Raw genomic sequence first — 25,548 nt, 5'->3', positions numbered from 1 at the left:
CGTCAGGAGCCGCCGAAGAGGCTGGCGCCGTGCTTCAGGAGTGCGTTGTACGCGCCCTCGTAGGTGGTCGGCAGGTCCTCGCCGGGCTCGCCGTACCGGGCCAGCAGCAGGCCCATCAGGCCGACGGCGGGCGGGCTCAGCGGCTTGTCGCGGTTCACGTGCGCCGGATGCGCGGGCGCCGCCTCGGGGTTCGGAGGCAGGTACTGCGGCACCGTGGTCGGCCAGTCGCCGATCTGCCGCGGCTCGTCGAGGGTCAGCACCCCGAAGAGGTCGGGGGCGGAGGCGTCGCGAGCGGTCAGCGGCTCGAGGCCGTGCAGGGCGCTGAGGGTCCGGATCACGGCGCCGTGGTGCAGCTCGTCGTGCACGATCGTGCCGGCCCTCGTGTACGCCGAGACCGCGATCGCCGGCACGCGGCAGCCGAGCCGGTCGAAGGCGAAGCCCATCTCGCCCTCGCGGCCGTCGCCCGGCGGAGTCGCCGACGGCGGGGGGACGTGGTCGTAGAGGCCGCCGTGCTCGTCGAAGGTCGCCAGCAGGAGGGTGTTCACCGCGTTCGAGCCGGTCGTGCTCGCGCTCTCCCGGATCGCCGAGTACACCTGGTGCAGCAGCAGCTCGCCGGCGCGGACGTCGGACAGCGCGCTGTCGTAGACGGGCGTGCCGTCGACCTCGTCCTCGTGCAGGACGCCGGTCGGCGGGTGCATGTCGTTGTGGTCGAAGACGAGCCGCGGCTCGAGGAAGGCGTAGTCGGGCAGCTCGCCGTTCTCCACGTCGGCGTAGAACCGGTCCATCGTCGAGAAGTGGGTCTTCCAGTACTTCTCGAGCACCGGCGCGTGCAGGAACCCGGTGTAGGAGACCACCTGCAGCGCGTCGAAGTAGACGCGCCAGGTCCTCCCCGCCTCCTCGAGGCGGTTGAACACCGTCGGCGCGTCGGCCAGGTCGTCCGCGAGCCACTTCTCGTAGCCGCCGCCCTGCTTGTTGGTGACGAAGCCGTGCGAGGTCGACGCGTGCAGGAAGGACCGGTTGCAGAAGGTCTGGGAGGGGACGGCGCAGAACCACTGGTCGAAGACGGCGAACTCGCGGGCGAGGGTGGAGAAGACGGGCAGCATCTCCGGCGAGAAGCCGCCCATGATCGTCCGCACCTCCTCCGCCGTGGGCTCCTGCCCCTTCTTCATCACCCTCAGGTGCTGGACGTAGTCCTCGAGGAAGCCGCTCATCGTCGGGGCGGAGGCGTCGGCGGGCGCGTTGAAGGGCGCGGTCATGGCGCCGACGGTGCGGCCGGCGTTCTCGGGCGGATCCACCGTGCCGAAGAGCTGAGTGTTGACGTGCGGGTACTCCTCGCCCGGGTCCGGGTCGGGCTGGCGCATCACGGAGTCGGTGGCGCCCTCGTAGACGTGCGTGCCGACGGTCAGTCCCCCGGCGCTGGTGTTCGTCCGCTCGTCGGGGAGGAGGCCCTCGAAGCTCTCGCCCGCGGGCAGGTCGTCCGGTCCGTAGAGGCGGCCGAGGACGTTGTCGAAGGAGCGGTTCTCGAACATGATCACGACGACGTGGTCGAATCCCGGCTCCGTGCGGGCGGGCAGTCGCGGCTCCTCCTCGCGGCGGGGGCCGGAGGCGACGGCCGCGCCGATCGCGCCGCCGGCGAGGGCTCCGGCTCCGACTCCGGCGGCGGCGGTGCCGGCCAGGAAGCGGCGGCGCGAGCGGGAGCGGGGAGCTCCGTCGTCGTGCTCCGAGGGAGTCCGCTCGCTGGTCATCTCCGCCGCCTCTCCTGCGCCGCCTGCGCCTGCTCGGAGTGTAGCGACGCGCCCGGGACGGCGGCTCGAACGCGGGCGAGCAGTCCGGCCTCCGGCTCGGGGTCGACGTGCGCGCGGCGGGCCGCGTCGCGGAGGCGCCGCCCGATCGGCGCGGGCGGCGCGAACGCCGGCGCCGTGCGGGGCCAGCGCGCGAGGGGGCGGTCGGGACCGCTGAGGAGTGCGGCCAGCTCTCGGACCTGCGGATCGACGAGCGCTCGGCGCACGCCCGCCCGGGCGCGGACGAGCTGCGCGGGAGTCTCCGGACCGAGCGGCACGCCGATCCGTGCACCCGAGGGGACGGCCGAGGCGAGCACGAGCGCCGGCACCGTGCCGGGCCGCCCTGCGCTCCCCCGCGCGGTGGCGAGGAGCAGCATCCGCCGCCCCGCCCGCTCCCCGTCGCGGACGGCGTCGAACACGACGTGCAGCAGCTGCTCCGCGAGGCGCGCATCAGCGGATCGATCGGTGCCGGCGGCTGCGGCGTCGGCGAAGTCGGCCGGATCGACGAGGGACCGCGGCTCGACCAGGACGAGCGGAGGCAGGGTGCCGGCTGCGGCCTCGGCGGCCAGCGCGTCGATGGGAAGGAGGCGCCCGCCGCGGGAGCCGGCGGCGCCCGGATCGCGGTGGGGCCACTCCGGATCGGCGAGGAGCGTGGTCGAGACGCCCTGCCGCTCGTCGACCGCGAGAGCCCAGCCTGTGCCGGTCTCCCGGGCCGCGCGCAGGGCCGCCGGCAGCGGATCGCGGCCGTCGGCGCGCCAGTGGTCGGCCCGCGCGAAGGCCGTGGCGAGGAGCGCGTGCACCGGCAGCATCTCGGGGGCGAAGCGCGCGCCCGGAGGATCGTCCGGGCCGGGCGCGGTCATCACGGCGTCCGTATCACCGGTGAACACCGGGCCGTCCGGATCGTCGAGCGCGCCGAGGACCTGGTCGCGGCTGCGGCCGGCGAAGGAGAGCACGACCACGTGGTCGATCCGGCCCAGCGCCTCGGCGGTCCGGCGCTCGGCGGCGGTGGGCCGAGCCGCGGCGTCGAGCGCGAGCGACGCTGCGTCGGCGAGGGAGCGGCGCAGGAACGCACGCCGCTCCCCGCCGCCCGCGTCAGGCATCGGGCCCGGTCGGCTCCTCCGTGCTCGGGGCGGCCGCGTCCGGGACGGCGTCGGTCTCCGGCACGGCGTCGTCCTCCGGCGAGGCGTCGGAGCGCGATGCGCCGGCGACGTCCCCGTCCGGGCCGGCAGCGGCCTCCTCCGGAGCGTCGGCGGACGCCTCCTCCGGCAGCGCGATCGCGTCCGGTCCCTCCGTCACCAGGAGGTGGAACTCGGCCGCGGTGATGATCCGGAGCCCCAGGGCCTCGGCCTTGCCGAGCTTGCTGCCGGCGCCGGGACCGGCGGCGACGTAGTCGGTCTTCTTGGAGACGCTCGAGCCGGCCTTGCCGCCGGCCGCGAGGATGGCCTCCTGCGCCCCCTCGCGGGAGTACCCCTCCAGGCTGCCGGTCGCCACGACCGTGAGACCCGCGAGCACCCCGCCGGCGGCGTCCGCGGCACCGGGACCGGGGTGGCCGGGCGTGGCGAAGCGCACTCCGGCCGCGGCCCAGCGGTCGACGATCTCGACGTGCCAGTCGACCTCGAACCAGGCGATCAGGGCGTCGGCGATGATCCCGCCCACCCCGTCGACCGCGGCGAGCTCGTCGCGGCTCGCCACGCGGATCGCGTCGAGCGAGCCGAAGTAGCCCGCCAGCGCGCGCGCGGCGACCGGGCCGACGTGCCGGATGCTGAGCGAGACCAGCAGGCGCCACAGCTCCTTGGTCTTCGCCCGCTCGATGTTCTCGATCAGCCGGAGGGCGTTGGTGGAGGGCACGGAGGCGGCGTCCCCCGCGAAGGCTCCCGCCTCCGGGTCGAAGGCGCCGTCCTTGGCGAGCTGCCGCTTGCGCTTGAAGGGCGTGACGACCTTCGGATCGCCCTTCGCGTCGAGCTTCTGCAGACCCGTCTCGGAGTCGCGGACGACGACCTCGATCGGGAAGAGATCGGCCACCGTGAGCTCGAACAGCCCGGCCTCGGTCCGCAGCGGCGGCTCGGCGGGCACCAGGGGCTGGGTCAGGGCGGCGGCGCTGACCTCGCCGAGCGCCTCGATGTCGAGCGCGCCGCGGCTGCCGATGTGCTCGACGCGCCCGCGGACCTGCGCGGGGCAGGACTCCGCGTTGGGGCAGCGCAGGTCGACGTCGCCCTCCTTGGCCGGAGCGAGCGTGGTGCCGCACTCGGGGCACTGCGTCGGCATCACGAACTCGCGCTCGGAGCCGTCGCGGAGCTCCACCACCGGGCCGAGCACCTCGGGGATGACGTCCCCGGCCTTCCGCAGCACGACCGTGTCGCCGATGAGCACGCCCTTGGCCTTGACCACGTCGGCGTTGTGCAGCGTGGCCTGGCGCACCTCGGACCCCGCGACCTTCACCTTGGTCATCTGGGCGAACGGCGTCGCGCGGCCGGTGCGCCCGACGCTCACGACGATGTCGAGGAGCTTCGTGTGGACCTCCTCGGGCGGGTACTTGTAGGCGATCGCCCAGCGCGGCGCCCGGCTGGTGGCGCCGAGCTCGTCGTGCAGCTCGAGCTCGTCCACCTTCACGACCACGCCGTCGATCTCGTGCTCGACCGAGTGCCGCTCGCGGCCGTAGCGGTCGACGAAGGCGAGCACCTCCTCCACCGAGGCCGAGACGCGGTTGTGGCCGCTGACCGGCAGTCCCCAGGAGGAGAGGAGCCCGTAGACCTCGGACTGGGTCGCGACCGGCGGGTCCGGCCAGGCGCCGATGCCGTGCACGTAGAGCGCGAGGGAGCCGACGCGCGCCTCGCCGGCGCGCAGGTCGAGACCCGACTTCTTGTCGAGCTGCTGGCGGAGGCCGCCGCTCGCCGCGTTCCGCGGGTTGGCGAAGGTCGGGAATCGCCGCAGTGCGCTCGTGCGCGCCTTCTCCTCCTCGAAGACGCCTCGGGTGGCGGGCGGGCGGGACGACCAGCGGGTCCGCGCCTCCTCGACCGCCTCGTCGCGCAGCGTCTCCTGGAGGGCGTTCAGCTCGGCGAAGGCGGCCACGGGGATGAAGACCTCGCCGCGGACCTCGACGAGTGCCGGGTGGCCCTCACCGGAGAGGCGCTCGGGGATGCCCGCGACGCGGAGGGCGTTGACGGTGACGTCCTCGCCGGTGCGGCCGTCGCCGCGGGTCGCCGCCGTGACGAGGCGGCCGTTCTCGTAGTGGAGGGAGATCGCGAGCCCGTCGATCTTGAGCTCCGTGAGCCAGGCGACGGGGCGGTCGGCCGAGGCCACCGTCTTCTCGCACCACTCGCGCAGCTCCTCGGGCGAGAACACGTTGTCGAGGGAGAGCATCCGCTCGGCGTGGTCGATCGGGGCGAGGCCCGCTCCGACGACCCCGCCGACGGTCCGCGTCGGCGAGTCCTCGGCGGCGAGCGCGGGGTGCTCGGCCTCGAGCGCGGCGAGCTCGCGCACCAGGGCGTCGTACTCGGCGTCGGACAGCGGCGAGGAGTCGGCCGCGTAGTAGTCGTCGCTCGCCGAACGGATCCGCGCCCGCAGCTCCTCGACGCGGCCGGCGGGCTCGACGGCGCTCACCGGAGCACCGCGGCGTCGGCCGCGACCGTGCGGTCGATCGTGCACTGGCCCAGCACGCGGGTGCCGAGGTAGACGACGGCCGTCTGGCCGGGGGCGACGCCGTCGAGCGGCGAGTCCGGAGTGATCACGAGCTCCACCCTGCCATCGACGTGCGACACCACCGCGGAGGCGGGGACCGGGTCGGCGTGGGCGCGGATCTGGACGTCGCAGCGGAAGGGCGCGTCCGCGTCCTCGGGAGCGGCGCCCGCCCAGGTGAACCGCTCGCCGGCGATCTCGCCGATGCGCAGCGCCTCGCGCGGACCGACCACGACCTCGTTGCTCACCGGCCGCACCTCCAGGACGAAGCGCGGCCGACCGTCGGGCGCGGGGACGCCGAGGTGCAGGCCCCGGCGCTGGCCCACCGTGTACCCGTGAGCGCCCTCGTGGGAGCCGACCACCGCGCCGTCCCGATCGACGACCGCTCCGGTCTCGGGGGCGACGCGCTCGGCGAGCCAGCCGCGGGTGTCGCCGTCGGGGATGAAGCAGATGTCGTAGCTGTCGGGCTTGCTCGCGACGCTGAGGCCCCGCTCCGCCGCCTCCGCGCGCACGATCGCCTTGGACGGCGTGGAGCCGAGCGGGAACATCGAGTGCCGCAGCTGCTGCTCCGTCAGCACGCCGAGGACGTAGGACTGGTCCTTCGCCTCGTCGCTCGCGCGGTGGAGCTCCGGGGAGCCGTCGGCAGCGGTGCGGAGGGAGGCGTAGTGGCCGGTGCAGACCGCGTCGAAGCCGAGGTCGAGAGCCTTCTCGAGCAGGGCGGCGAACTTGATCCGCTCGTTGCAGCGCATGCAGGGGTTCGGGGTGCGGCCCGCCGAGTACTCGGCGACGAAGTCGTCGACGACGTCCAGCTTGAACCGCTCGGAGAAGTCCCACACGTAGTACGGGATGCCGAGGACGTTCGCGGCACGCTGCGCGTCCATCGAGTCCTCGATCGTGCAGCACCCCCGGCTGCCCGTGCGAAGCGTGCCGGGCATCCTGCTCAGGGCGAGGTGCACGCCCACCACGTCGTGCCCCGCCTCCACCGCGCGGGCCGCGGCCACCGCCGAGTCCACTCCACCGCTCATCGCCGCCAGAACCTTCACCGTGCGAGTCTACGTTTCCCGCGGGCGCGGCCGGCAGGGGGTCAGGCGGGCAGCACCGCGCGGCTCGACAGTCCGGCTCGGGCGGCGCGGGCGTAGGCGCCGGGCAGCGCGGCCAGGAGGGCGTCGACGTCCGCGTCGGTCGAGGTGTGGCCGAGCGTCATCCGGAGCACTCCGCGGGCCTCGTCCTCGCTGCGGCCGAGCGCGAGGACCACGTGCGAGGGCTCCGGGATCCCCGCCGTGCAGGCGGATCCGGTCGAGACGGAGACGCCCGCGGTGTCGAGGAGGAAGAGGAGGGAGTCGCCCTGCGCACCGGGGAAGGCGAGGTGCGCGTTGTTGGCGACCCGGCGTCCGGAGTCGAGGGCGGGCCCGGTCAGGGTCGCCCCCGGCACGGCGGCGAGGACGCCCGCGACGAGCCGGGCGCGCAGGGCGGCCAGGCGCTGCGCCTCCGCCGACAGCTCGGCGTCCGCCTCGACCGCGGCGGCGGCGAAGGCCGCGGCGCCGGGCACGTCCTGGGTGCCGGAGCGGACGCCCCGCTGCTGTCCGCCTCCGTGCAGCACCGGGACCACGCGGGCGTCGCGGGCGAGCACGAGCGCACCGGTCGCGATCGGCCCGCCGACCTTGTGACCCGAGACGCTGACGGCGGCCAGTCCCGCGCCGCGCCCGGAGCCGGAGGCGCGGCGGATCTCGGCGATCCGCAGCGGCACGTGTCCGAGGGCGGCGACCGCGTCGACGTGGAGGGGGACGCCGGCGCGGGCGCACACCGCCGCCAGCTCGGCGATCGGATTGATCGTCCCGATCTCGTTGTTGACCCAGAGCACCGTGACCAGGGCGACCGAGCCGGGGTCCTCCTCCAGCGCCGCGGCGAGCGCCTCCGGCCGCAGGGTGCCCTCGTCGTCGAGCGGCAGCCACTCGAGGACGGCGCCCTCGTGCTCGGCGAGCCAGGCGGCGGAGTCGAGCGTCGCGTGGTGCTCCCCCTCGGCGACCAGGACCCGGACGCGGGCCGGATCCTCGCTCCGGCGCTGCCAGTAGAGGCCCTTGATCCCGAGGTTGACCGCCTCGGTGCCGCCGGCGGTGAGGATCACCTCGATCGGCTCGCAGCCGAGCACCCCGGCGAGCGCCGACCGGGCGTCCTCCAGCCGGCGGCGCGCCTCCTGGCCGGAGCCGTGGACGGAGGAGGGATTGCCGCCGTGGGCGGACGCCTCCGCGAACGCGGCGAGCGCCGAGGCGCGCAGCGGGGTGGTCGCGGCGTGGTCGAGGTAGATCACAGCAGCCCTTCGTCCCGCGTCGGGGGCACGGAGGGAGCCGGTGCCCGTCACTACTGTAAGTCGCATGACCTCTCACGATCCCCTGGCCCGGCTCGGCGTGACCGTGGACGATCAGGGCGGTGAGCTGCGGGTCTGGTCCGAGAGCGCGAGCGCCGTCGATCTGCTGCTGTACGACGAGAAGGATCCGACCTGGGTGACCCGCACGGTCCCGCTGGCGCGCGACGACGCCGCGGTCTGGTCCGCGCGCTCCGATCTGCTGGCCCCCGGCCGCCGCTACGCCCTGCGCGTCGACGGGCCGACGGGCTCCCGGCACCGCTTCGACCCCCGCCGGGCCCTGCTGGAGCCGTACTCCCGCGGCCTGCACCGGGTGGCGGAGAACGAGTGGCGCTCGGTCGTCGTGGACGACGCGTTCGACTGGGGCTCCTCCTCCCGGCCCGGCACCCCGATGGACCGCACCGTGATCTACGAGGCGCATGTGAAGGGGCTGACCCGGCTGAACCCGGCGCTGCCCGTGGAGCTGCGCGGCACCTACGCCGGCCTGGCGCACGAGTCGACGGTCTCGGCGCTGCTCGATCTGGGCGTGACGGCGGTCGAGCTGCTGCCCGTGCACGCGTTCGTGTCGGAGCAGCGCCTGCTGCGGCAGGGGCTGACCAACTACTGGGGCTACAACACGCTGAACTTCTTCGCCCCGCACGCCGCGTACGCCTCCTCCACCGCGCAGCGCGGCGGACCGTCCGCGGTGCTCCGGGAGTTCAAGGGGATGGTGAAGCTCCTGCACGAGGCCGGCCTCGAGGTGATCCTGGACGTGGTCTACAACCACACCGCCGAGGAGGGGCCGGGCGGGCCGATGTCGAGCCTGCGCGGGATCGACGACGCCGGCTGGTACCGCCAGACGCCCGAGGGCCACTACGTGGACGTCACGGGCTGCGGGAACACGATCGACTTCGGCCGGCCGGCGGCGCAGCGCCTCGCGCTGGACTCGATGCGCTACTGGTCGGGCGAGGTCGGGATCGACGGCTTCCGGCTCGACCTGGCCGCGACCCTCGGCCGGGACGAGATCGCGCACTTCCGGAGCGACCACCCGCTGCTGCGGGCCGCGGTCGAGGATCCGGCGCTGGCCGGCGTGAAGATGATCGCCGAGCCCTGGGACGTGGGAATGGGCGGCTGGCAGACGGGGAACTTCCCGGCCGGGTGGTCGGAGTGGAACGACCGCTACCGCGACCGCGCCCGCAATTTCTGGCTCTCGGACATCGACTACGCCCGCCGCGCCGGCACGGCCCCCGTCGGCATCGGCGGCTTCGCGACCCGGCTCTCGGGCTCCTCCAACACCTTCTCGGCGGAGCGGGGACCCCTCGCTTCGGTCAACTTCGTCACTGCGCACGACGGCTTCACGCTGGCGGACCTCGTCTCGTACAACGTCAAGCACAACATCGGCAACGGCGAGTCGAACCGCGACGGAGCCGACACCAACCGCTCCTTCAACCACGGCTTCGAGGGCCCCACCACCGACGAGCGGATCACGCTGGCGCGGCGGAAGGCGATGCGGAACCTCCTCGGCACCCTGCTGCTGTCGGCCGGCGTGCCGATGATCACGGCGGGCGACGAGACCGGGCGCAGCCAGCGCGGCAACAACAACGCCTACTGCCAGGACTCGGACCTGACCTGGGTGCGCTGGGAGGGCCTGGCCGACTGGCAGCTCGCGCTGCGCGCGCACACGCGCACCCTGCTGCGCCTGCGGCGCGAGCACCCGGCGCTGCGTCCCTCCCGCTACGGCAGCGGCGACGCGAGCGAGCCGGGCGCCACGACCATGACGTGGTTCGACGCCCACGGGCGCGGGATGAGCGAGCACGACTGGACCTCCGCCGCCAACCGGACGCTGCAGTACCTCGCGGCCTCGACGCCGGTCGAGGGCGAGCCGGACCGTGTCCTGCTGGTGGTGCACGGCGTCGAGCAGGACACCACGGTCGTGCTCGCCGAGGACGAGGGGGTCGCCGGCTACACGCGCCTCTGGAACAGCGAGGAGCCGGAGCCGCTGGAGCACGGCGAGTCGTTCGAGCCGGGGCAGGTCATCCGCGTGGCCGGAACCTCGATGCAGCTCTTCGCCGCGCACGGGCCGGCGGCCGAGCAGGACGCCTGATGGCGAGGAGCGGGCCGGGGACCCCGGCGACCGTCGCGCTGACGGCGGCGGGCGTCCCCTTCACTCCCCGCCAGTACCGGCACGACCCGGCCACGACGCGCTACGGGCTCGAGGCGGCCGAGGCGCTCGGCGTCGAGCCGGAGCGCGTGTTCAAGACCCTGATGGTCGACGTCGACGGCGAGCTCGTGGTGGGCGTCGTGCCCGTCACCGGCTCGCTCGGGCTGAAGGAGCTCGCGGCCGCGGTCGGAGGCAGGCGGGCGGCGATGGCCGACCCGGCGCTGGCCCAGCGCCGGACCGGCTACGTGCTCGGCGGCATCTCGCCGCTCGGGCAGAGGACGCGGCACCGCACCGTGATCGACGAGACCGTCGAGCTCCACGACACGGTGCTCGTGTCGGGCGGGCGCCGGGGCTTCGACATCGAGCTCACCCCCGCCGACCTCGTCGCCGCGACGGCCGCCCTCCTCGCCGACATCGCGCGCTGACCCCCGATCCCTCGCCGTCCTCCTCCGGGCGCCGTTTCGCTCGATGCGCCGTCCTCCTCCCGCGAGATCCCACTCCGGTCCGCGAGACGCCGAGGAAGGCGCACCGGAGCGGCATCTCGCGGAGAGGGACCGGGCGGGGTCAGCCGGCGGCGGCGGCCAGGCCCAGCTCGGCGGAGCGGGCCAGGAGGGGATGCCGGGGCACGACGCGGACGGTGTAGCCGAAGGAGCCGCTGCGGTCGAGGGTGACCACTCCGGCGTAGGGCACGCGCCCGACCGCGTCGGCCGGCACTACGGCACCCGACTCCTCGACCACCTCGAGCTCGTGGTGGCGGACCTCGGCGAGCGAGCCGTCAGCGGCCGTCGTCCCGTACACGACCTCGACCGAGACGTCCGCCGGCGAGAGCTCGCCCAGGCGCACGCCCGCCCGCACGGCGAGCCGGTCCCCGCGCTGGGGCACCGCGTCGATCCCGCCGGATTCGACGGACGCGACCGCGACTCCGGGCCAGCCGGCGCGGACCCGCCGCTTCCAGCTCGCCAGCTCCTTGGCCGGCTCGAAGTGATCGGCGGCGACGGCGCGCCCGGCCTCGGCGGCCGGCGAGTAGAGCGCCTCGACGTACTGGCGCACCATCCGCTCGGCGGAGAGCTCGGGCGAGAGGGTCGCGAGGGTGTGCCGGATCGACCGCACCCACCGCCGGGGCACGCCGTCCTGGTCACGCTCGTAATAGCGCGGCACGACCTCGGTCTCGAGCAGCTCGTAGAGCGCCTCGGCCTCGAGCGTGTCGCGGGCCTCCGGGTCGAGCGCGCGGTCGGAGGAGGGGATCGCCCAGCCGTTCTCGCCGTCGAAGTACTCGTTCCACCAGCCGTCGAGGATCGAGAGGTTGAGCGAGCCGTTGAGCGCCGCCTTCATCCCCGAGGTGCCGCACGCCTCGAGCGGGCGCAGCGGGTTGTTGAGCCAGACGTCGGTGCCCGGGTAGAGCAGCTGCGCCATCGCGATGTCGTAGTCCGGCAGGAAGACGATCCTGCGGCGCACGTCCGGCTCCTGCGCGAAGCGGACGAGCCGCTGGATCAGGCGCTTCCCCTCCTCGTCGGCCGGGTGGGACTTGCCCGCGATGACGATCTGGATCGGGTGCTGCGGGTGGGTGAGCAGCGCCCGCAGACGCTCGGGGTCGTGGAGCATCAGGGTCAGCCGCTTGTAGGTCGGCACCCGCCGCGCGAAGCCGATGGTGAGCACGTCCGGGTCCAGCAGCTCGTCGAGCCAGGCCGGCGGGAGGCCGCCCGGGTTCTGCTCGCGCCAGGAGCGGGCGGCCCGGCGGCGGGCGTCCCGCACCAGCTGCTCCCGCATCGCCCGGCGCGCGGCCCACAGCTCGGTGTCGCCGAGCGCACCCGAGGCCCAGTCGGCCCGCGTCGTGTCGTCGGTGCCGAGCCGCTCCTCCGCGAGCCGCCGGAGGATCGGATCGGTCCAGGTGGCCGCGTGGACGCCGTTCGTCACCGAGCCGATCGGCACCTCCGCCGTCTCGAAGCCGGGCCAGAGGCTCGAGAACATCGAGCGGCTGACCTCGCCGTGCAGCGTCGAGACGCCGTTGGAGCGCTGCGCGAGCCGCAGGCCCATGTACGCCATGTTGAACGCCGTCCCGGAGTCTCCCGGCTCGGCGCCCAGCGCGAGCACGTCCTCGACCTGCACGCCCGGGAGCAGCTCCGTGGAGAAGTACTCCTCGATCATCCCGCGGTCGAAGCGGTCGATGCCCGCCGGAACCGGAGTGTGCGTGGTGAAGACCGTGCTCGCCCGCACCACCTGGAGAGCCTGGTCGAAGTCCAGGCCCGCGCCGATCAGGCCGGAGATGCGCTCGAGCCCCTGGAAGCCGGCGTGCCCCTCGTTGGTGTGGAACACCTCCGGGAGGACGCCGCCCGAGACCTCGGCCCAGAGCTCGAGCGCGCGGACCCCGCCGATGCCCAGCAGCAGCTCCTGCAGCAGGCGGTGCTCGCCCCCGCCGCCGTAGAGGCGGTCGGTGACGGAGCGGAGCGAGTCCTCGTTCTCGGGGATGTCGGTGTCGAGCAGGAGGAGGGTCACCCGGCCGACCTCCGCGCGCCAGACCCGGGCGTAGAGCGCGCGTCCCTCGGGGAGCGCCAGCACGATGCGGGCGGGCGAGCCGTCGGCGAGACGGACGACGCGCAGCGGCAGCCCGTCCGGATCGAGAGAGGGGTAGGACTCGAGCTGCCATCCGTCGGCGGAGAGCTTCTGCGAGAAGTAGCCCGACCGGTAGAAGAGGCCCACGCCGGTGAGCGGCGCGCCCAGGTCCGAGGAGGCCTTCAGGTGGTCGCCGGCGAGGATGCCGAGTCCGCCGGAGTACTGGGGCAGCGCCGCCGCGATGCCGAACTCCGGCGAGAAGTAGGCGATCGAGCGCGGGGCGGACTCCGGCAGCGACTGGTACCACCGCGGCTCGGTGCGGTAGCGCTCCAGCTCGTCGCGGAGGCGCCACGCCTCGTCGACGAAGCCCTGGTCCCCCGCCAGCTCGGCGAGGCGCTCGGGGCTCACTGCTCCGAGCAGAGCGGTGGGGTCCGCTCCCCCGCGCCGCCACAGCTCCGGATCGACCCGCTCGAACAAGCGCCGGGCGGGCTCGTGCCAGGCCCAGCGGAGATTGCCCGCCAGATCGCCCAGAGCCGAGAGCTCGGGCGGGAGGACGGAGCGGACGATGAAGCGGCGGATCGCCTTCACGGCACCCCTCGACTCTCTGCGGACCCCGGAGCGCCCGGTCGCGGAGCACCGGGGCGGTCGCGCTCGGTCACCCTAGCGGACCCCGACCACCGCGGATCGGCGGGACGCGGACCCGCCGCCACCCTCCGGCACGCGCTCCCCGGGTCCGTTTGCACAGGCCCGAGCGCGGGCGCAACCGTCGTGTGCGAGCCGCCGCCGGTCGCTACTGTCGTGACGTGGCTCAGATACCTTTCGGCAAGGCTCAGAACGGCAAGGACGCACGGCGAGCGGGTCGCGGACGCGCACCCCAGGAGGCGTCGGCGCCTCCCGAGACGGCCGCTCCGGCGCCCGCCGCCGCCCCCGAGGCGACTCCTGCTCCCCCCGCGGCCGACAGTGCACCGGCCGCCCCGGTGACCGCGGACGCACCCCACGCGTCGCCGGCGACCGCGACGACCGGGAGCGGCTACCGCGTCCGGGCCGAGCGCCTGCCGATCATCGACCCGCAGCCGCGGCTCGAGGACGACCGCTGGCCCGCGAAGGCGTTCGTCGGCGAGGTCGTCCCCTTCGCTGCCACGGCCTTCCGCGAGGGGCACGACCTCATCGGCGTCGACCTCCTGCTGCGCTCGCCGTCCGGGGCCGAGTCGGAGCACCGCATGTCGCTCCTCGCGACCGGCACCGACCGCTTCGGGCGCCTCGTGGCCCTCGACGAGGAGGGCGACTGGAGCTACCGCATCCGCGCCTACGCCGACGACTGGGCGACCTGGCAGCACACGGCCGAGGTCAAGATCCCGGCCGGCCTGGACATCGACGTCACCTTCGCCATCGGCGAGGGCCTGCTGCGCAGCGGCGCCGACGACTCCTCGCGGCCCGAGGGCGAGCGCAGCCTGCTCTCCGACACCGCCGCCCGCGTCGGCGACACCACGCTGAGCGCCGAGGAGCGCCTCGCCGCGGCGACCGATCCCACCGTCCACGGCGCGCTCGATGCCCGCCCGGTGATGAGCCTCACCAGCGTCTCCGAGCCGCGCACCGTCCACGTCGAGCGCACCCGCGCCGGCGTCGGCGCCTGGTACGAGTTCTTCCCCCGCTCCGAGGGCGCCGTGCGCCACGAGGACGGGACCGTGACCAGCGGATCCTTCCGCACCGCGATCGACCGCCTCCCCGCCGTGGCGGCGATGGGCTTCGACGTGCTCTACCTGCCGCCGATCCACCCCATCGGCCGCTCCTTCCGCAAGGGCCCGAACAACACGCTCGACGCTGGCGAGAACGACCCCGGCTCGCCGTGGGCGATCGGCTCGGCCGAGGGCGGCCACGACGCGATCCACCCGGACCTCGGCACCGAGGACGACTTCCGCGCCTTCCACGCCGCGGTCGAGGCCGCGGGCCTCGAGCTCGCCCTCGACTTCGCCCTGCAGGCCTCGCCCGACCACCCCTGGGTCACCAGCCACCCCGAGTGGTTCACGACGCTCCCCGACGGCTCGATCGCCTACGCCGAGAACCCGCCGAAGAAGTACCAGGACATCTACCCGATCAACTTCGACAACGACCCCGAGGGCATCCGTCAGGAGTCGCTGCGGGTCCTGCGGCACTGGATCGACCTGGGCGTGCGCATCTTCCGCGTCGACAACCCCCACACGAAGCCGCTCGACTTCTGGGAGTGGATCATCCACGAGGTCAACGCCGAGCACCCCGAGGTCGTCTTCCTCGCGGAGGCGTTCACCCGCCCCGCGATCATGCGCGCACTCGGCAAGGTCGGCTTCCAGCAGTCGTACTCGTACTTCACCTGGCGCAACACCAAGGAGGAGCTCGGCGAGTTCTTCACGAGCATCTCCCACGAGACGGCCGACTACATGCGGCCGAACCTCTTCGTGAACACTCCGGACATCCTCACCGAGTACCTCCAGTACGGCGGCCGCTCGGCGTACAAGGTGCGGGCGGCCCTGGCCGCGACCGCGTCGCCGCTGTGGGGGGTCTACGCCGGCTACGAACTGGTCGAGAACGTCGCTCGCCCCGGCGCCGAGGAGAACATCGACAACGAGAAGTACGAGTACAAGACGCGCGACTGGGCCGGCGCCGAGGAGTCGGGCCGCTCGCTGGCGCCGTACATCACGCGCCTCAACGAGATCCGGCGCTCGCACCCCGCGCTCGGGCAGCTGCGGAACCTGCACGTGCACGGCAGCGACGACGACGCGATCCTCGTCTACTCCAAGCACCTGCAGGCCGCGTTCACGGGCACCGGGACCGACGACACGATCATCGTCGTCGTCAACACCGACCCGCATTCGGCCCGCGAGACCACGGTCCACCTCGACCTGCCCGCGATCGGGCTCGACTGGAGCGCGACCTTCGAGGTCGAGGACCTGATCACCGGCGCCGTCTGGACCTGGGGCAGCGACGACTACGTGCGGCTCGACTCGTTCGTCGAGCCCGTGCACATCCTGAGCGTGAAGGCGGACGAGCGATGAGCGGAACCACCCCCGAGGGCACGAGCCCGGCCGAGGAGGCGGGCCTCGGCGCGCACGCCGAGACGGTCCCCACGACGGGCACCAGCTCGGCGACCACCTCCGGCCACGGCGCGCACATCGCCGACGCGGCGCTCGACGCTCGACAGCACCCCGGAGCGGAGGGCGAGAACGCGCGCAGCTACGCGGTCGAGACGGTCCCGGAGGCGCCTCAGCCGGTCGCGGCCGACGACGCCGTGACCGTCGAGCCCGACGCCGACGACGCGGAGTCCGCTCCGGTCGGCAGCGGGGCCGAGGGCGACCTGCCCGACGACACGGACGCCGCCGATTCGGTCGCAGCCGACAGCGCCGCGCCCTTTGAGACGACCGCCGGCCCCGCCGAGACGACCGCGGACCCCGCCTCCGCTTCGGGCCCCGTCGACGGCACCGCTGCGATCGCGCTGCCCGACATCCCGGAGTGGGTGCTGCAGCAGCTCGCCACCGGCAGCAACGCGCTCCCCCACGACGTCCTGGGCCAGCACCTCGTCGCGGCCCCCGGCGTCTCCGACCCGGTGACGGTCGTCCGCGTGCGCCGCCCGCTCGCCGAGAAGGTCGCCCTGGTGCTCGCCACCGGCGCCCGCGTCGAGCTCAGCCACCTCAGCGACGGGATCTGGCAGGGCTTCCACGTCCTCGGTCCGCAGGCGTACACCGTCGAGGCCCGCTACGGCGGCGGCGGCGAGTGGACCGCGGAGGACCCCTACCGCTTCTCGAAGACGGTCGGTGATTTCGACCTCTACCTCATCGGCGAGGGCCGCCACGAGCGCCTCTGGGAGGCGCTCGGCGCCCGTCACCGCGAGCACGAGGGGGTCTGGGGCACGAGCTTCGCCGTGTGGGCCCCGCACGCCCAGGCCGCTCGGGTCGTCGGCGACTTCAACGACTGGAACGGCGAGGGCCACTCCCTCCGCAACCTCGGGACGACCGGGGTCTGGGAGATCTTCGTCCCGGGCGTCGAGCCCGGAGCCTCCTACAAGTTCGACCTGCTCTCGCGTGACGGCCACTGGGTCCGCAAGGCCGACCCGATGGCCCGCGCCACGGAGGTGCCGCCCGCGACGGCGTCCAAGGTCCCCGTCTCGCACCACCAGTGGGGCGACTCCGGCTGGATGGAGAAGCGAGCCTCGGTCGATCCGCACACGCAGCCGCTCAGCGTCTACGAGATGCACCTCGGCTCCTGGCGTCCGGGACTGAGCTACCGCGACCTCGCGGACCCGCTGATCGAGTACGTCACCGAGCTCGGCTTCACTCACGTGGAGTTCATGCCGCTCGCCGAGCACCCGTTCGGCGGCTCCTGGGGCTACCAGGTCACCGGCTACTACGCCGCCTCGAGCCGCTTCGGCACGGCCGACGACCTCAAGTACCTGATCGACCGTCTGCACCAGGCCGGCATCGGCGTCATCGTCGACTGGGTGCCCGGGCACTTCCCCAAGGACGACTTCGCCCTCGCCCGCTTCGACGGCGAGCCGCTCTACGAGCACCCGGACTGGCGCCGCGGCGAGCAGATGGACTGGGGCACCTACGTCTTCGACTTCGGGCACACCCAGGTGCGCAACTTCCTCGTCGCGAACGCCCTGTTCTGGCTCGAGGAGTTCCACGTCGACGCCCTGCGAGTGGACGCCGTCGCCTCGATGCTCTACCTCGACTACTCCCGCAAGGAGGGCGAGTGGCTGCCGAACCAGTACGGCGGACGCGAGCACCTCGAGGCGATCAGCTTCCTCCAGGAGGTCAACGCCACGGCCTACAAGCTGCACCCCGGCATCATGATGATCGCCGAGGAGTCGACGAGCTGGCCCGGCGTCACCCAGCCCACCAGCTCCGGCGGCCTCGGCTTCGGGCTCAAGTGGAACATGGGCTGGATGCACGACTCGCTCGACTACATGGCGAACGACCCGCTCTGGCGCCAGTACCACCTGGGCGAGATCACCTTCTCGTTCGTCTACGCCTTCAGCGAGAAGTTCGTCCTGCCGATCAGCCACGACGAGGTCGTGCACGGCAAGGGCTCGCTGATCCAGAAGATGCCGGGCGACCACTGGCAGCAGCTCGCGAACGTGCGCGCCTACCTCGCCTTCATGTGGGCCCACCCCGGTAAGCAGCTGCTCTTCATGGGCCAGGAGTTCGGCCAGTACTCCGAGTGGAGCGAAGAGCGGGGTCTGGACTGGTGGATCCTCGATCAGCCGAGCCACCGCGGTCTCTGGAGCCTCGTCGGTCAGCTGAACCGCGTGTACCGCGACTCGCCGTCGTTCTGGGAGCTCGACCACGAGCAGTCGGGCTTCGAGTGGATCGACGGCGGCGCGGCGGCGGCCAACGTCGTCTCGTTCCTGCGCAAGGACAGCGAGGGTCGCCCGATCGCCGTCATCGCCAACTTCTCGGGCTCGCCCGTGCACGGCTACCGCGTGAGCCTGCCCACGGCCGGCCGCTGGGAGGAGCTCGTCAACACGGACGCCGAGATCTACGGCGGCAGCGGAGTCGGGAACTTCGGAGCGGTCGAGGCTCGCGAGGAGCCGTGGGCCGGCCGCCCGGCTTCCGCCGAGCTGGTCCTGCCCCCGCTGGCCGTGCTCTACCTGCGACCCGCCGACTGATCGGTCCCCGCACGGAAGAGGCCGCCCGCCGCGACGATCGTCGCGAGCGGGCGGCCTCTCGGCGTTCCGGCCGGCGTCAGTAGAGCAGGCCGGTGAGCCGGGCCCGAGCCTTGTTGACGCGCGGGTCGGTCTGACCGACGATCTCGAAGAGCTCCAGGAGACGAGCCCGGACGGCGGCCTTCCCCTCGGCGTCGAGGCGCGGGAACATCGAGAGCAGCCGGTCGAAGGCGTCCTCGACGTGGCCGCCAGAGACGTCCAGGTCGGCGACGGCGAGCTGCGCGTCGAGGTTCGACGGCTCGGCTGCGGCGGTCGAGCGGATGTCGTCGAGCGTGCGGCCCTGGAGGCGGGCCAGCAGCCGCACCTGCGCGAGACCGGCGACGGCGAGGTCGTCGCGCGGGTTCTGCGCGATGGCGGTCTCGTACTCGGTGATCGCCGCGGCGTAATCGCCCCGGTCGATCGCGTCGTAGGCCTCCTGGTGGTGCGGCGGCAGCGGCTCGGGCTCGGGCTCGCCGCCCTCGGCGGGAGCGACTCCCTCCACCGGCACCGTGCCCGTCACACCGTTCTGAGCGGCGAGCTGGAGGACCTGCTCGAGCAGGTCGCGCAGCTGCTCCTCGGCGACGAGGCCGCTGAACAGGGGCACCGGGCGGCCGCCGATGATCGCGGCGACCGTCGGCACGGACTGCACCTGGAACGCCTGCGCCAGCTGCGGGCTCGACTCCACATCGACCCCGACGAGCACGAACGCGCCGGCGTACGAGACGACGACCTTCTCGAGCAGCGCGGTCATGCTCTGGCTCTGGTCCGACCAGGAGCCGCGCAGGTCGACGATCACCGGCACGCGCGACGAGAGCTGGACCACCTGGTCGAACTCGGCGTCGCCGGCGGTCAGCAGCAGCGGATTCGCGCCGGGCGCGCCTCCGGGAGCGGTGGGCGCGGCCGGGGCGCCGGCGGAGGCGGCGGGCGGGGTGCGGCGGTTCACCAGCGACGAGAGGTCGACGGCGCCGCGGAGGTTTCCGGGCAGGGGCGGGACGGTGCTCACGGCAGCTGCACCACCGAGACGAGTCCCTGGCTCCATCCGAGCATCACGATCTTCTCCTCCGATCCGACGGGCGGTACGTAGAACAGCAGTTGGTATCCGTAGGTGGTCTCGATGCCGGTCGTCGACTTGTCCGTGCCCAGCAGGGTCTGCGAGGCGCCGGAGGTCGAGACGGTCGAGCCCTCGGCAGTGGGGCGGACGGTCGACGTCTCGGCGATGCTCGCCGCGACGAGGGCCCCCGAGTCGTTCGTCGCGAGCGCGATCGTCGGCGACGTGCCGGCGGCGTTCGAGAACTCGATCGAGGCGGTGTCCGGCAGCGCCTCGCGGTCGGCGTTCTTCTTGTCGACGCCGACCTGCCCCCGGAGGGTGTCGCCGTCGGCCGCGAAGAGCTCGGCGTACTGGCTCGAGTCGCCGTTGGCGAGCACGTCCGCGTACGCGGAGCCGACGGTCTGCGGGGCGAGCTTCATCAGGCGCGAGTCGGGCGCCACGATCGACGTGCCGACGGTGACGGGCGCGACGTCGGGGATGCGCGCGTTGGCCTCGAGCGAGATGGCGTAGTCGACCTTGTAGTCGACGCGCGGGCTCGCCTGGCTCATCATCAGCGCGATCGGGGCCTGGGTGGAGTCCATCGAGTTCTGCACGACGGCGGTCACCAGGCGCGGCCACGACTCCGTGTCCTGCGGGAGCACCAGGCTCACCGGGGAGGCCGGGATCGTCTGCGGCGGGTCGATCGTCCCGCCCTTGGCGACGACGTCGTAGTTGGTGGTGCGCTCGGTGAGCGCCTCGCCCTGGAAGCGCTCGGCGAGGATCCCGGCGTCCCGGGCGGCGTCGGCGCGCGACGCGACATCGGCGACCTCGGCGACGACGGCCTCCGCCTGCTGCGTGGTGACCACGGGGGTCGGCTCGGCCGAGACCGGCTCTGCCCCCGCGGTCGCCGTGGCGGACGCGGTCGGCGCCTCGCTCGCGCCCGCGGCGAGATCCGGCCAGTAGTCGGAGCTGCAGCCGGAGAGGAGGACCGTCGTCCCGAGGACGACGGGCAGCACCAGGGCCGCCCGGCGGCGCGAGGGCGCCGGCGACGCCGTGGAGGCCTGGATCCCGGCACGCGGCCGGGGACGGCGGGCACCGCGGGGGATCCGGCCCTGCGGTCCCTTCCGGCGCGGGCCGTGCTGGCGGCGCAGGTGGACGAAGGCCCAGATGTAGAGGACGAGGCCGAGGAGGAGGAACACGGCTCCTCCGAGCAGCAGCGGGCCGGCGAGGGGCGTCGCGGTGTCCACGGGCCAGCTGACGCGCACGGAGTCGGCTGCCGGCGCGGTGCCGTCGCTCGCGATGAGGATGGAGACGTCCTCCGGCACGTCGAGCGCCAGGGTCACGCTGCCGCTCCCCTCGAACTCCTCGAGCCAGAGGTCGGAGCCGCGCGGATCGACGACCGCCGCGTCGGCGGTCTCGACGTCGGAGGAGAGCTGGACGCGCTCGCCCGTCTCCTCCGCGGAGGTGAGGGTGTCGTCGGCGCGCTCGTAGCCGATGGCGTCGTAGCTCGAGCCGCCCACCCAGCCCAGCACGTCGGAGGTCCGGGCGTAGGCGACGACGAGGTCGCCGCTGCCCTCGACCGTGATCGTCTGGCGTCCCGGGTTGGCGCCCAGGGTGCTGCCGTCGATCACCGCGTAGGGAGCGGAGGAGTCGAGCGCGGTCTCGGCGGTGAGGGACTCCGGAGGAGCCCAGACCGTCCGCTGACCGATGCCGAGCACGATCATCGCGGCAGCGATGACGGTGGCGATGATGGCGAAGACGAACCGCACGAAAGTACTCCTCCTGCGTTGCCGGATCGGGGTGACGGCCGGGGCCGGCTCGGGGTACGCAGCCGGACCGGGGCGCGACGGCAACAGACAAAGACAGTCCACGATAGCCGATGCCCTCGCTCCGATGCCCGGGAGAAGCCGAGAGTGCGGCCCGGGCGGCGCGCGGTGCGGGTGTCGCCCCGGCCGCGGCCTCCGCGCTGAATACACTTTCCGAGTGCCGCGAGCCCCACCGCGGTCCTGCTCTGAAGGAGACGACGTGGCGAACGACGAGGCCGAATTCACCCAGGTGTTCCGTGGCTACGACCGGGACGAGGTCGACAAGGCCGTCCAGGGCCTGCGCCGCGAGCTCATCCACTCGAACACCCAGGCGGCCGAGAGCGGCCGCGAGGTGAAGCGCCTGTCCTCCCGGATCGAGGGCCTCGAGAAGGAGCTGCAGCAGGTCGGCACTCCCACCTACGCCGGCCTGGGCGCCAAGCTCGAGCACACCCTGCGCGTGGCCGAGGAGCAGTCCGAGCGGATCATCGCCCAGGCCGAGAACGACGCCTCCGCCCTCCGCCGCTCCACCCGCGACGACGGCGACCGCATCCTCCAGGAAGCGCGCGACGAGGCCGAGCGCCTGGTGACCGAGGCGCGCCGCCGTGCGGACCGGACCCGCGACGAGTCCGAGGCGCAGGCCGCGGCGACGCTCGGCAAGGCCGCCGACGACCGCGACGTGATGACCCAGGACGCCGTCCGCGAGGCCGCCGCGATCCGCGGCACCGTGGCGACCGAGGCCGCCGAGACCCGCGCCACCGCGAAGCGCGAGGCCGCCGCGATCCGCTCCGAGGCCGAGCGCGAGGCCGCGGAGATGCGCGCAGTCGCCGCCCGCGAGATCGAGGTCGCCCGCGCCGAGGCCGCCCGCCTCGCCCAGGCCAACGAGCTCCTGCGGGCCGAGGTCGCCTCCGAGGTGGACCGGCTCCGGGCGGCCGTCGAGGCCGAGGTCGCCCAGGCGCGCGCGGCAGTCGAGGCCGAGGTGCTCTCGACCCGCGCCGCGCTCGACGCCGAGGTCGCCGCAGTCCGCGCCGAGGGCGCGCGCGAGATCGCCGACCAGCGCACCCGGCTCACCCAGGAGCGCGCCGAGGCCGTCGCCGTGCTCGACGCCGAGCTGGCGGGCCTGCGCGCCGCGTCCGCCGACGAGGCCGCTGCGCTCTCGCGCGAGGTCGAGCAGGCCCGGATCGACCTGGTGGTCGAGCTCGCCGCGCGCCGCGAGGAGGCCGACCGCGACGACCTGCTCCGCCACCAGGAGGCCGTCGCGCAGACCCAGCGCTACCTCGACGAGTCGAACCTGCAGCTCGCCGACGCCATCCGACGCGCGAACGACAAGCGCCTCGAGGCGGACGCCCTCCGCAGCGACGCCCTCGACGACACGACGCGACTGCGCCGGAAGACCCAGGACGACTCCGACGCCCTCCTCGACGACGCGCGCGACCAGGCGCAGAAGCTCGTCGCGGACGCGGAGCGCCGCAGCCGCGAGCTGATGGACACCGCCGAGCGGCGCCTCGACGAGATCCGCACCGAGCGCGACGCGATCGCCGGCTACGTGTCGGGACTGCGCGGGCTCATCGGCCACATCGACGGACTCGCGGACGACAGCGACGGCGACGACTCCGACGGCAGCGGCTCCGACGGCGGCTCGTCCGACGGCAGCGGCTCCGACGGCGGCTCGTCCGGCCGCTAAGCGGCCGCCGCACGGGCGGGCTCAGCCGAGCTCGCCCGCCCACTCCGTCGGCAGCGGGGACGAGGCGGGCGCGACCACGCGCACGATCTCGTCGAGGACCCGGCGGGTCTGCGCCTCGCCGACCCAGAGGTGCTTCCCGCCCTCCACGGCCACGAGGTCCAGCTGCGGCACGCTCGCGAAGCGCTCGGCGGCCGCCTCCGGCCGCAGGTAGTCGTCGAACTCCGGGACGAGCGCCACGAGCGGGCGGCCGTCCTCGCCCCAGGCGGCGACCTCCTCCGCGCTCGTGCGGTGCAGCGGCGGCGAGAGCAGGATCGCTCCCTCGACGGGGTGCTCCCTCCCCCACTTCAGCGCGAGCTCGGTGCCGAAGGACCAGCCGACCAGCCAGGGGTGCGGCAGTCCGCGGTCCGCGACGAGGGCCAGGGCTGCGGCGACGTCGGCGCGCTCCTCGATGCCGTGTCCGAACGCGCCCTCGCTCGTGCCGCGCGGCGACGCGGTGCCGCGGGTGTTGAAGCGGAGGACCGCCAGGTCGGCGAGCGCGGGCAGCCGGGCGGCGGCCTTCCGCAGGATGTGCGAGTCCATGAAGCCGCCGTGGGTGGGCAGCGGATGCAGGGTGACCAGGGTCGCGACCGGCTCGTGCTCCAGGGGCAGCGCGAGCTCCCCCACCAGGGTCAGGCCGTCGGAGGTGTGCAGCTCGACGTCCTCGCGGCGGGCGGGGAGGACGACGCCTCCGCGGATCTCGTGGGTCATCGTGCTCCTCGGATTCTCCAGCAGTGCGTGTGCCAGTGGCGGCGGCCGGCCAGGTCGGCCGCGTCGCCGAGCGCGCCGTCGGCCCGCCAGGTGACCAGGTGCGGCTGGCCGATGTCGATGGTGAGCCCGCAGCCCGGGCAGAGGTAGTTCTTCACGGCCCGCGCTGCGGAGACGGGCTGGACGTTCCACTCCCGACCGGCGTGGGACTCGGTGCGCCGGAAGCCGGCGAGCATCTGCGAGAGGTCGCGCTGCTCGTCGTCGTCGTCACGGCGGCCGCCCCGGGGTCTGTTGCTGCGCGGCATCTCCCCAGTCTAGGAGGCCGCCGCCGGGCCCCTCCCGTCAGTGGGAGCTGTCGTCCATCTCGAGCCGGGTCTCCTCGGCGTCGAGCATCAGCTGCGCCCGCCGCAGCGTCCGCGAGGAGTAGACCCCGCGCCCCCGGGCGTCCAGCAGTGCCTCCCGCTCGGCGAGCAGGACCGCTCGGCGCAGCCGCAGGTACTGCGCGTGCGGGCCGAGGGGCGCATCCTCCGCGCGGCCGACCTGTTCCCACGCCACCTGCGAGCGGGTCAGAGTGTCGCGGCGCACGCGCTCGAGGACGCGCTCGCCCGCCTCGCCGTCGGGCAGCTCCGCCACCGCCTCGGGGAGGGTCTGGATGCCCGTGGCCGCGACCTCGTCGAGCAGCGTCGCGAGCTCGCGGCGGTCGGCCTCTCCGTCGGTGCCCTGGATGCCGGTGAGCCGGATCAGCGCGGGGAGCGTCGCACCCTGCAGGAGCAGCGTCACGACGGCGACGGTGAAGGCGATCAGGATCAGCTGGGAGCGGTAGGGAGTCTCGTCCGGCAGCGACTGGGCCGCGGCGAGCGTGACCACGCCGCGCATCCCGGACCAGGACAGGACGACTCCGCCGCGCCAGCCGAACGCCTCGCTCGCGGTCGCGGCCAGGTCGGTCTCGCGCCGGAGGTAGAGCCGCTCCGCTCTCACCTGCCGCCGCCGGAAGCGCTCATCGCTGGTGGCGCTGTTGCGCAGTCGCATGAGGCCCACCGCCAGCCGCCGGTTGATCCGCTCCGCCCGCCGACCGGAGCTGCGCAGCCACAGGAGCAGCGGCCACACGAAGAGGGCCCGCAGCACGATCAGGATGACCACGGTGGCCAGACCCAGCAGCACCGCGGTGCCCACTCCGAACTCGCCCGGGTCCACGACCCCGGAGACGATCGCCTTGATCTCGGCGCCCATGAGCAGGAAGACGCCGTTCTCGAGCAGGAACTGCGCCGTCCGCCAGTTCACCCGCTCGCTGATCCGCGACTGCGGCGAGAGGAAGCGCGCGCTGTTGTGCCCCGTGTAGATCCCGGTGACCACGACGGCGAGCACCCCGGACGCGCCCAGCTCCTCGGCCGGGATGTAGGCCAGGAACGGCACGGCGAAGGACACGGCGGTGTCGAGCACCGGGTCCCGCAGCTTCGAGCGCACGAAGACGGTGAGCACGCCCATCACCAGTCCGAGGACGATCGCCATCAGGACGGAGTAGACGAAGAGGACCCCCACCTCGCCCACGTCGATCGCGTCGGTCGTGACGGAGGCGCCGACCACGGCCGCCGCAGCCGTCGCGGCGCGCAGCAGCACCAGCGCCGACGCGTCGTTCACGAGGCTCTCGCCCTCGAGCACCGTCACCAGGCGGGGCGGGAGTCCGAGCTTCTTGCCGATCGAGGTCGCGGCCACCGCGTCGGTCGGGCTCACGACGGCGCCCAGAGCGATCGCCGCGGGCAGGCTCAGATCGGGGAACACGAGGTAGAGGAAGCCGCCGACCACGAGGGCGGTCACGACGACCAGGAGGACCGAGAGCCCGAAGATCGAGCGCAGGTTCCGCCGGAAGTCGGTGAGGGGCACCTGGATCGCGGCCGAGTACAGCAGCGGCGGCAGCACGCCCGCGAGGATCAGCTCAGGCTCGACCTCGATGTCCGGGACCCCGGGGAGGTAGGACGCGCCGATCCCGATGACGACCAGGAGCAGCGGTGCGGCGATTCCAAGGCGGCTCGAGAACCGCGCGACGGTGACGACCGTGATGATCCCGACGACCCCGAGCAGCGCGTAATCCACGGCACCAGGGTAGCGAGA

The 25,548-nt window shown here is 73.7% G+C and carries 16 protein-coding genes; 5 read left to right on the top strand and 11 right to left on the bottom strand.

What is annotated here, in order from left to right; translation table 11 throughout:
- Positions 1-2: 2 nt before the first annotated feature.
- From C5C50_RS04420 to C5C50_RS04400, 5 genes are read right to left on the bottom strand one after another with little or no spacing between them, the layout of a single operon-like run.
- Positions 3-1,745, bottom strand: coding sequence for an alkaline phosphatase family protein (locus C5C50_RS04420; protein ID WP_104272938.1), 1,743 nt, complete (start codon positions 1,743-1,745; stop codon positions 3-5).
- Positions 1,742-2,881 carry a hypothetical protein gene (locus C5C50_RS04415; protein ID WP_104272937.1) on the bottom strand — a complete coding sequence of 380 codons (1,140 nt, stop codon included), beginning with the start codon at positions 2,879-2,881 and terminating at the stop codon, positions 1,742-1,744. Before C5C50_RS04415 ends, C5C50_RS04420 begins: the two co-directional genes overlap by 4 nt.
- Complete coding sequence (ligA, locus tag C5C50_RS04410) at positions 2,874-5,381, bottom strand: NAD-dependent DNA ligase LigA (protein WP_104272936.1); 2,508 nt, start codon at positions 5,379-5,381, stop codon at positions 2,874-2,876. Before ligA ends, C5C50_RS04415 begins: the two co-directional genes overlap by 8 nt.
- The gene (gene mnmA, locus C5C50_RS04405; RefSeq protein WP_181028759.1) at positions 5,378-6,499 is read right to left on the bottom strand and encodes a tRNA 2-thiouridine(34) synthase MnmA; all 1,122 of its coding nucleotides are present in this window, start codon (positions 6,497-6,499) and stop codon (positions 5,378-5,380) included. Before mnmA ends, ligA begins: the two co-directional genes overlap by 4 nt.
- Positions 6,500-6,540: 41 nt before the next feature.
- Entirely contained in the window at positions 6,541-7,830 is a 1,290-nt protein-coding gene (locus C5C50_RS04400) for a cysteine desulfurase family protein (RefSeq protein ID WP_104272935.1), read from the bottom strand.
- Between C5C50_RS04400 and glgX the strand changes: the two genes are divergently transcribed.
- Positions 7,829-9,901 carry a glycogen debranching protein GlgX gene (gene glgX / locus C5C50_RS04395; protein ID WP_104272934.1) on the top strand — a complete coding sequence of 691 codons (2,073 nt, stop codon included), beginning with the start codon at positions 7,829-7,831 and terminating at the stop codon, positions 9,899-9,901. The two genes, C5C50_RS04400 and glgX, sit on opposite strands and share 2 nt — an antisense overlap.
- Positions 9,901-10,383, top strand: a complete 483-nt coding sequence (ybaK, locus tag C5C50_RS04390; RefSeq protein ID WP_104267267.1) for a Cys-tRNA(Pro) deacylase — start codon at positions 9,901-9,903, stop codon at positions 10,381-10,383. Before glgX ends, ybaK begins: the two co-directional genes overlap by 1 nt.
- A gap of 139 nt (positions 10,384-10,522) precedes the next feature.
- On the opposite strand, the gene glgP is transcribed toward ybaK, so the two are convergent.
- A complete protein-coding gene (glgP, locus tag C5C50_RS04385; protein WP_104272933.1) occupies positions 10,523-13,096 on the bottom strand; it encodes an alpha-glucan family phosphorylase in 2,574 nt (857 codons plus the stop codon).
- 470 nt (positions 13,097-13,566) lie between these two features.
- On the opposite strand from glgP, the gene C5C50_RS04380 reads away from it, so the two are divergent.
- Together C5C50_RS04380 and glgB are read left to right on the top strand one after the other, a co-directional pair.
- Positions 13,567-15,537, top strand: coding sequence for an alpha-1,4-glucan--maltose-1-phosphate maltosyltransferase (locus tag C5C50_RS04380; RefSeq protein ID WP_258067648.1), 1,971 nt, complete (start codon positions 13,567-13,569; stop codon positions 15,535-15,537).
- Entirely contained in the window at positions 15,534-18,146 is a 2,613-nt protein-coding gene (glgB, locus tag C5C50_RS04375) for a 1,4-alpha-glucan branching protein GlgB (RefSeq protein ID WP_104272932.1), read from the top strand. Before C5C50_RS04380 ends, glgB begins: the two co-directional genes overlap by 4 nt.
- 76 nt (positions 18,147-18,222) lie before the next feature.
- Here the strand turns inward: glgB and C5C50_RS04370 are convergent, their stop codons facing one another.
- Together C5C50_RS04370 and C5C50_RS04365 are read right to left on the bottom strand one after the other, a co-directional pair.
- The gene (locus C5C50_RS04370) at positions 18,223-19,185 is read right to left on the bottom strand and encodes a tetratricopeptide repeat protein (protein ID WP_104272931.1); all 963 of its coding nucleotides are present in this window, start codon (positions 19,183-19,185) and stop codon (positions 18,223-18,225) included.
- Positions 19,182-20,978: a hypothetical protein gene (locus C5C50_RS04365; protein WP_104272930.1), complete on the bottom strand. Its 1,797-nt coding sequence runs from the start codon at positions 20,976-20,978 to the stop codon at positions 19,182-19,184. Before C5C50_RS04365 ends, C5C50_RS04370 begins: the two co-directional genes overlap by 4 nt.
- 256 nt (positions 20,979-21,234) lie before the next feature.
- On the opposite strand from C5C50_RS04365, the gene C5C50_RS04360 reads away from it, so the two are divergent.
- Positions 21,235-22,695, top strand: a complete 1,461-nt coding sequence (locus tag C5C50_RS04360; RefSeq protein WP_104272929.1) for a DivIVA domain-containing protein — start codon at positions 21,235-21,237, stop codon at positions 22,693-22,695.
- Positions 22,696-22,716: 21 nt separating this feature from the next.
- Here C5C50_RS04360 and C5C50_RS04355 read toward each other — a convergent pair whose 3' ends face one another.
- From C5C50_RS04355 to C5C50_RS04345, 3 genes are read right to left on the bottom strand one after another with little or no spacing between them, the layout of a single operon-like run.
- The gene (locus tag C5C50_RS04355) at positions 22,717-23,442 is read right to left on the bottom strand and encodes an alpha/beta hydrolase (RefSeq protein WP_104260591.1); all 726 of its coding nucleotides are present in this window, start codon (positions 23,440-23,442) and stop codon (positions 22,717-22,719) included.
- The gene (locus C5C50_RS04350) at positions 23,439-23,744 is read right to left on the bottom strand and encodes a hypothetical protein (protein WP_181027199.1); all 306 of its coding nucleotides are present in this window, start codon (positions 23,742-23,744) and stop codon (positions 23,439-23,441) included. Before C5C50_RS04350 ends, C5C50_RS04355 begins: the two co-directional genes overlap by 4 nt.
- A gap of 37 nt (positions 23,745-23,781) precedes the next feature.
- A complete protein-coding gene (locus tag C5C50_RS04345) occupies positions 23,782-25,530 on the bottom strand; it encodes a sodium:proton antiporter (RefSeq protein ID WP_104272928.1) in 1,749 nt (582 codons plus the stop codon).
- Between the last annotated feature and the right edge of the window lie 18 nt (positions 25,531-25,548).

This window comes from Rathayibacter sp. AY1D9 (assembly GCF_002932395.1).
Lineage (GTDB): Bacteria > Actinomycetota > Actinomycetes > Actinomycetales > Microbacteriaceae > Rathayibacter.
The sequence above is the reverse complement of the archived record's forward strand: the minus strand, read 5'-3'. Positions and strand labels throughout refer to the sequence as shown.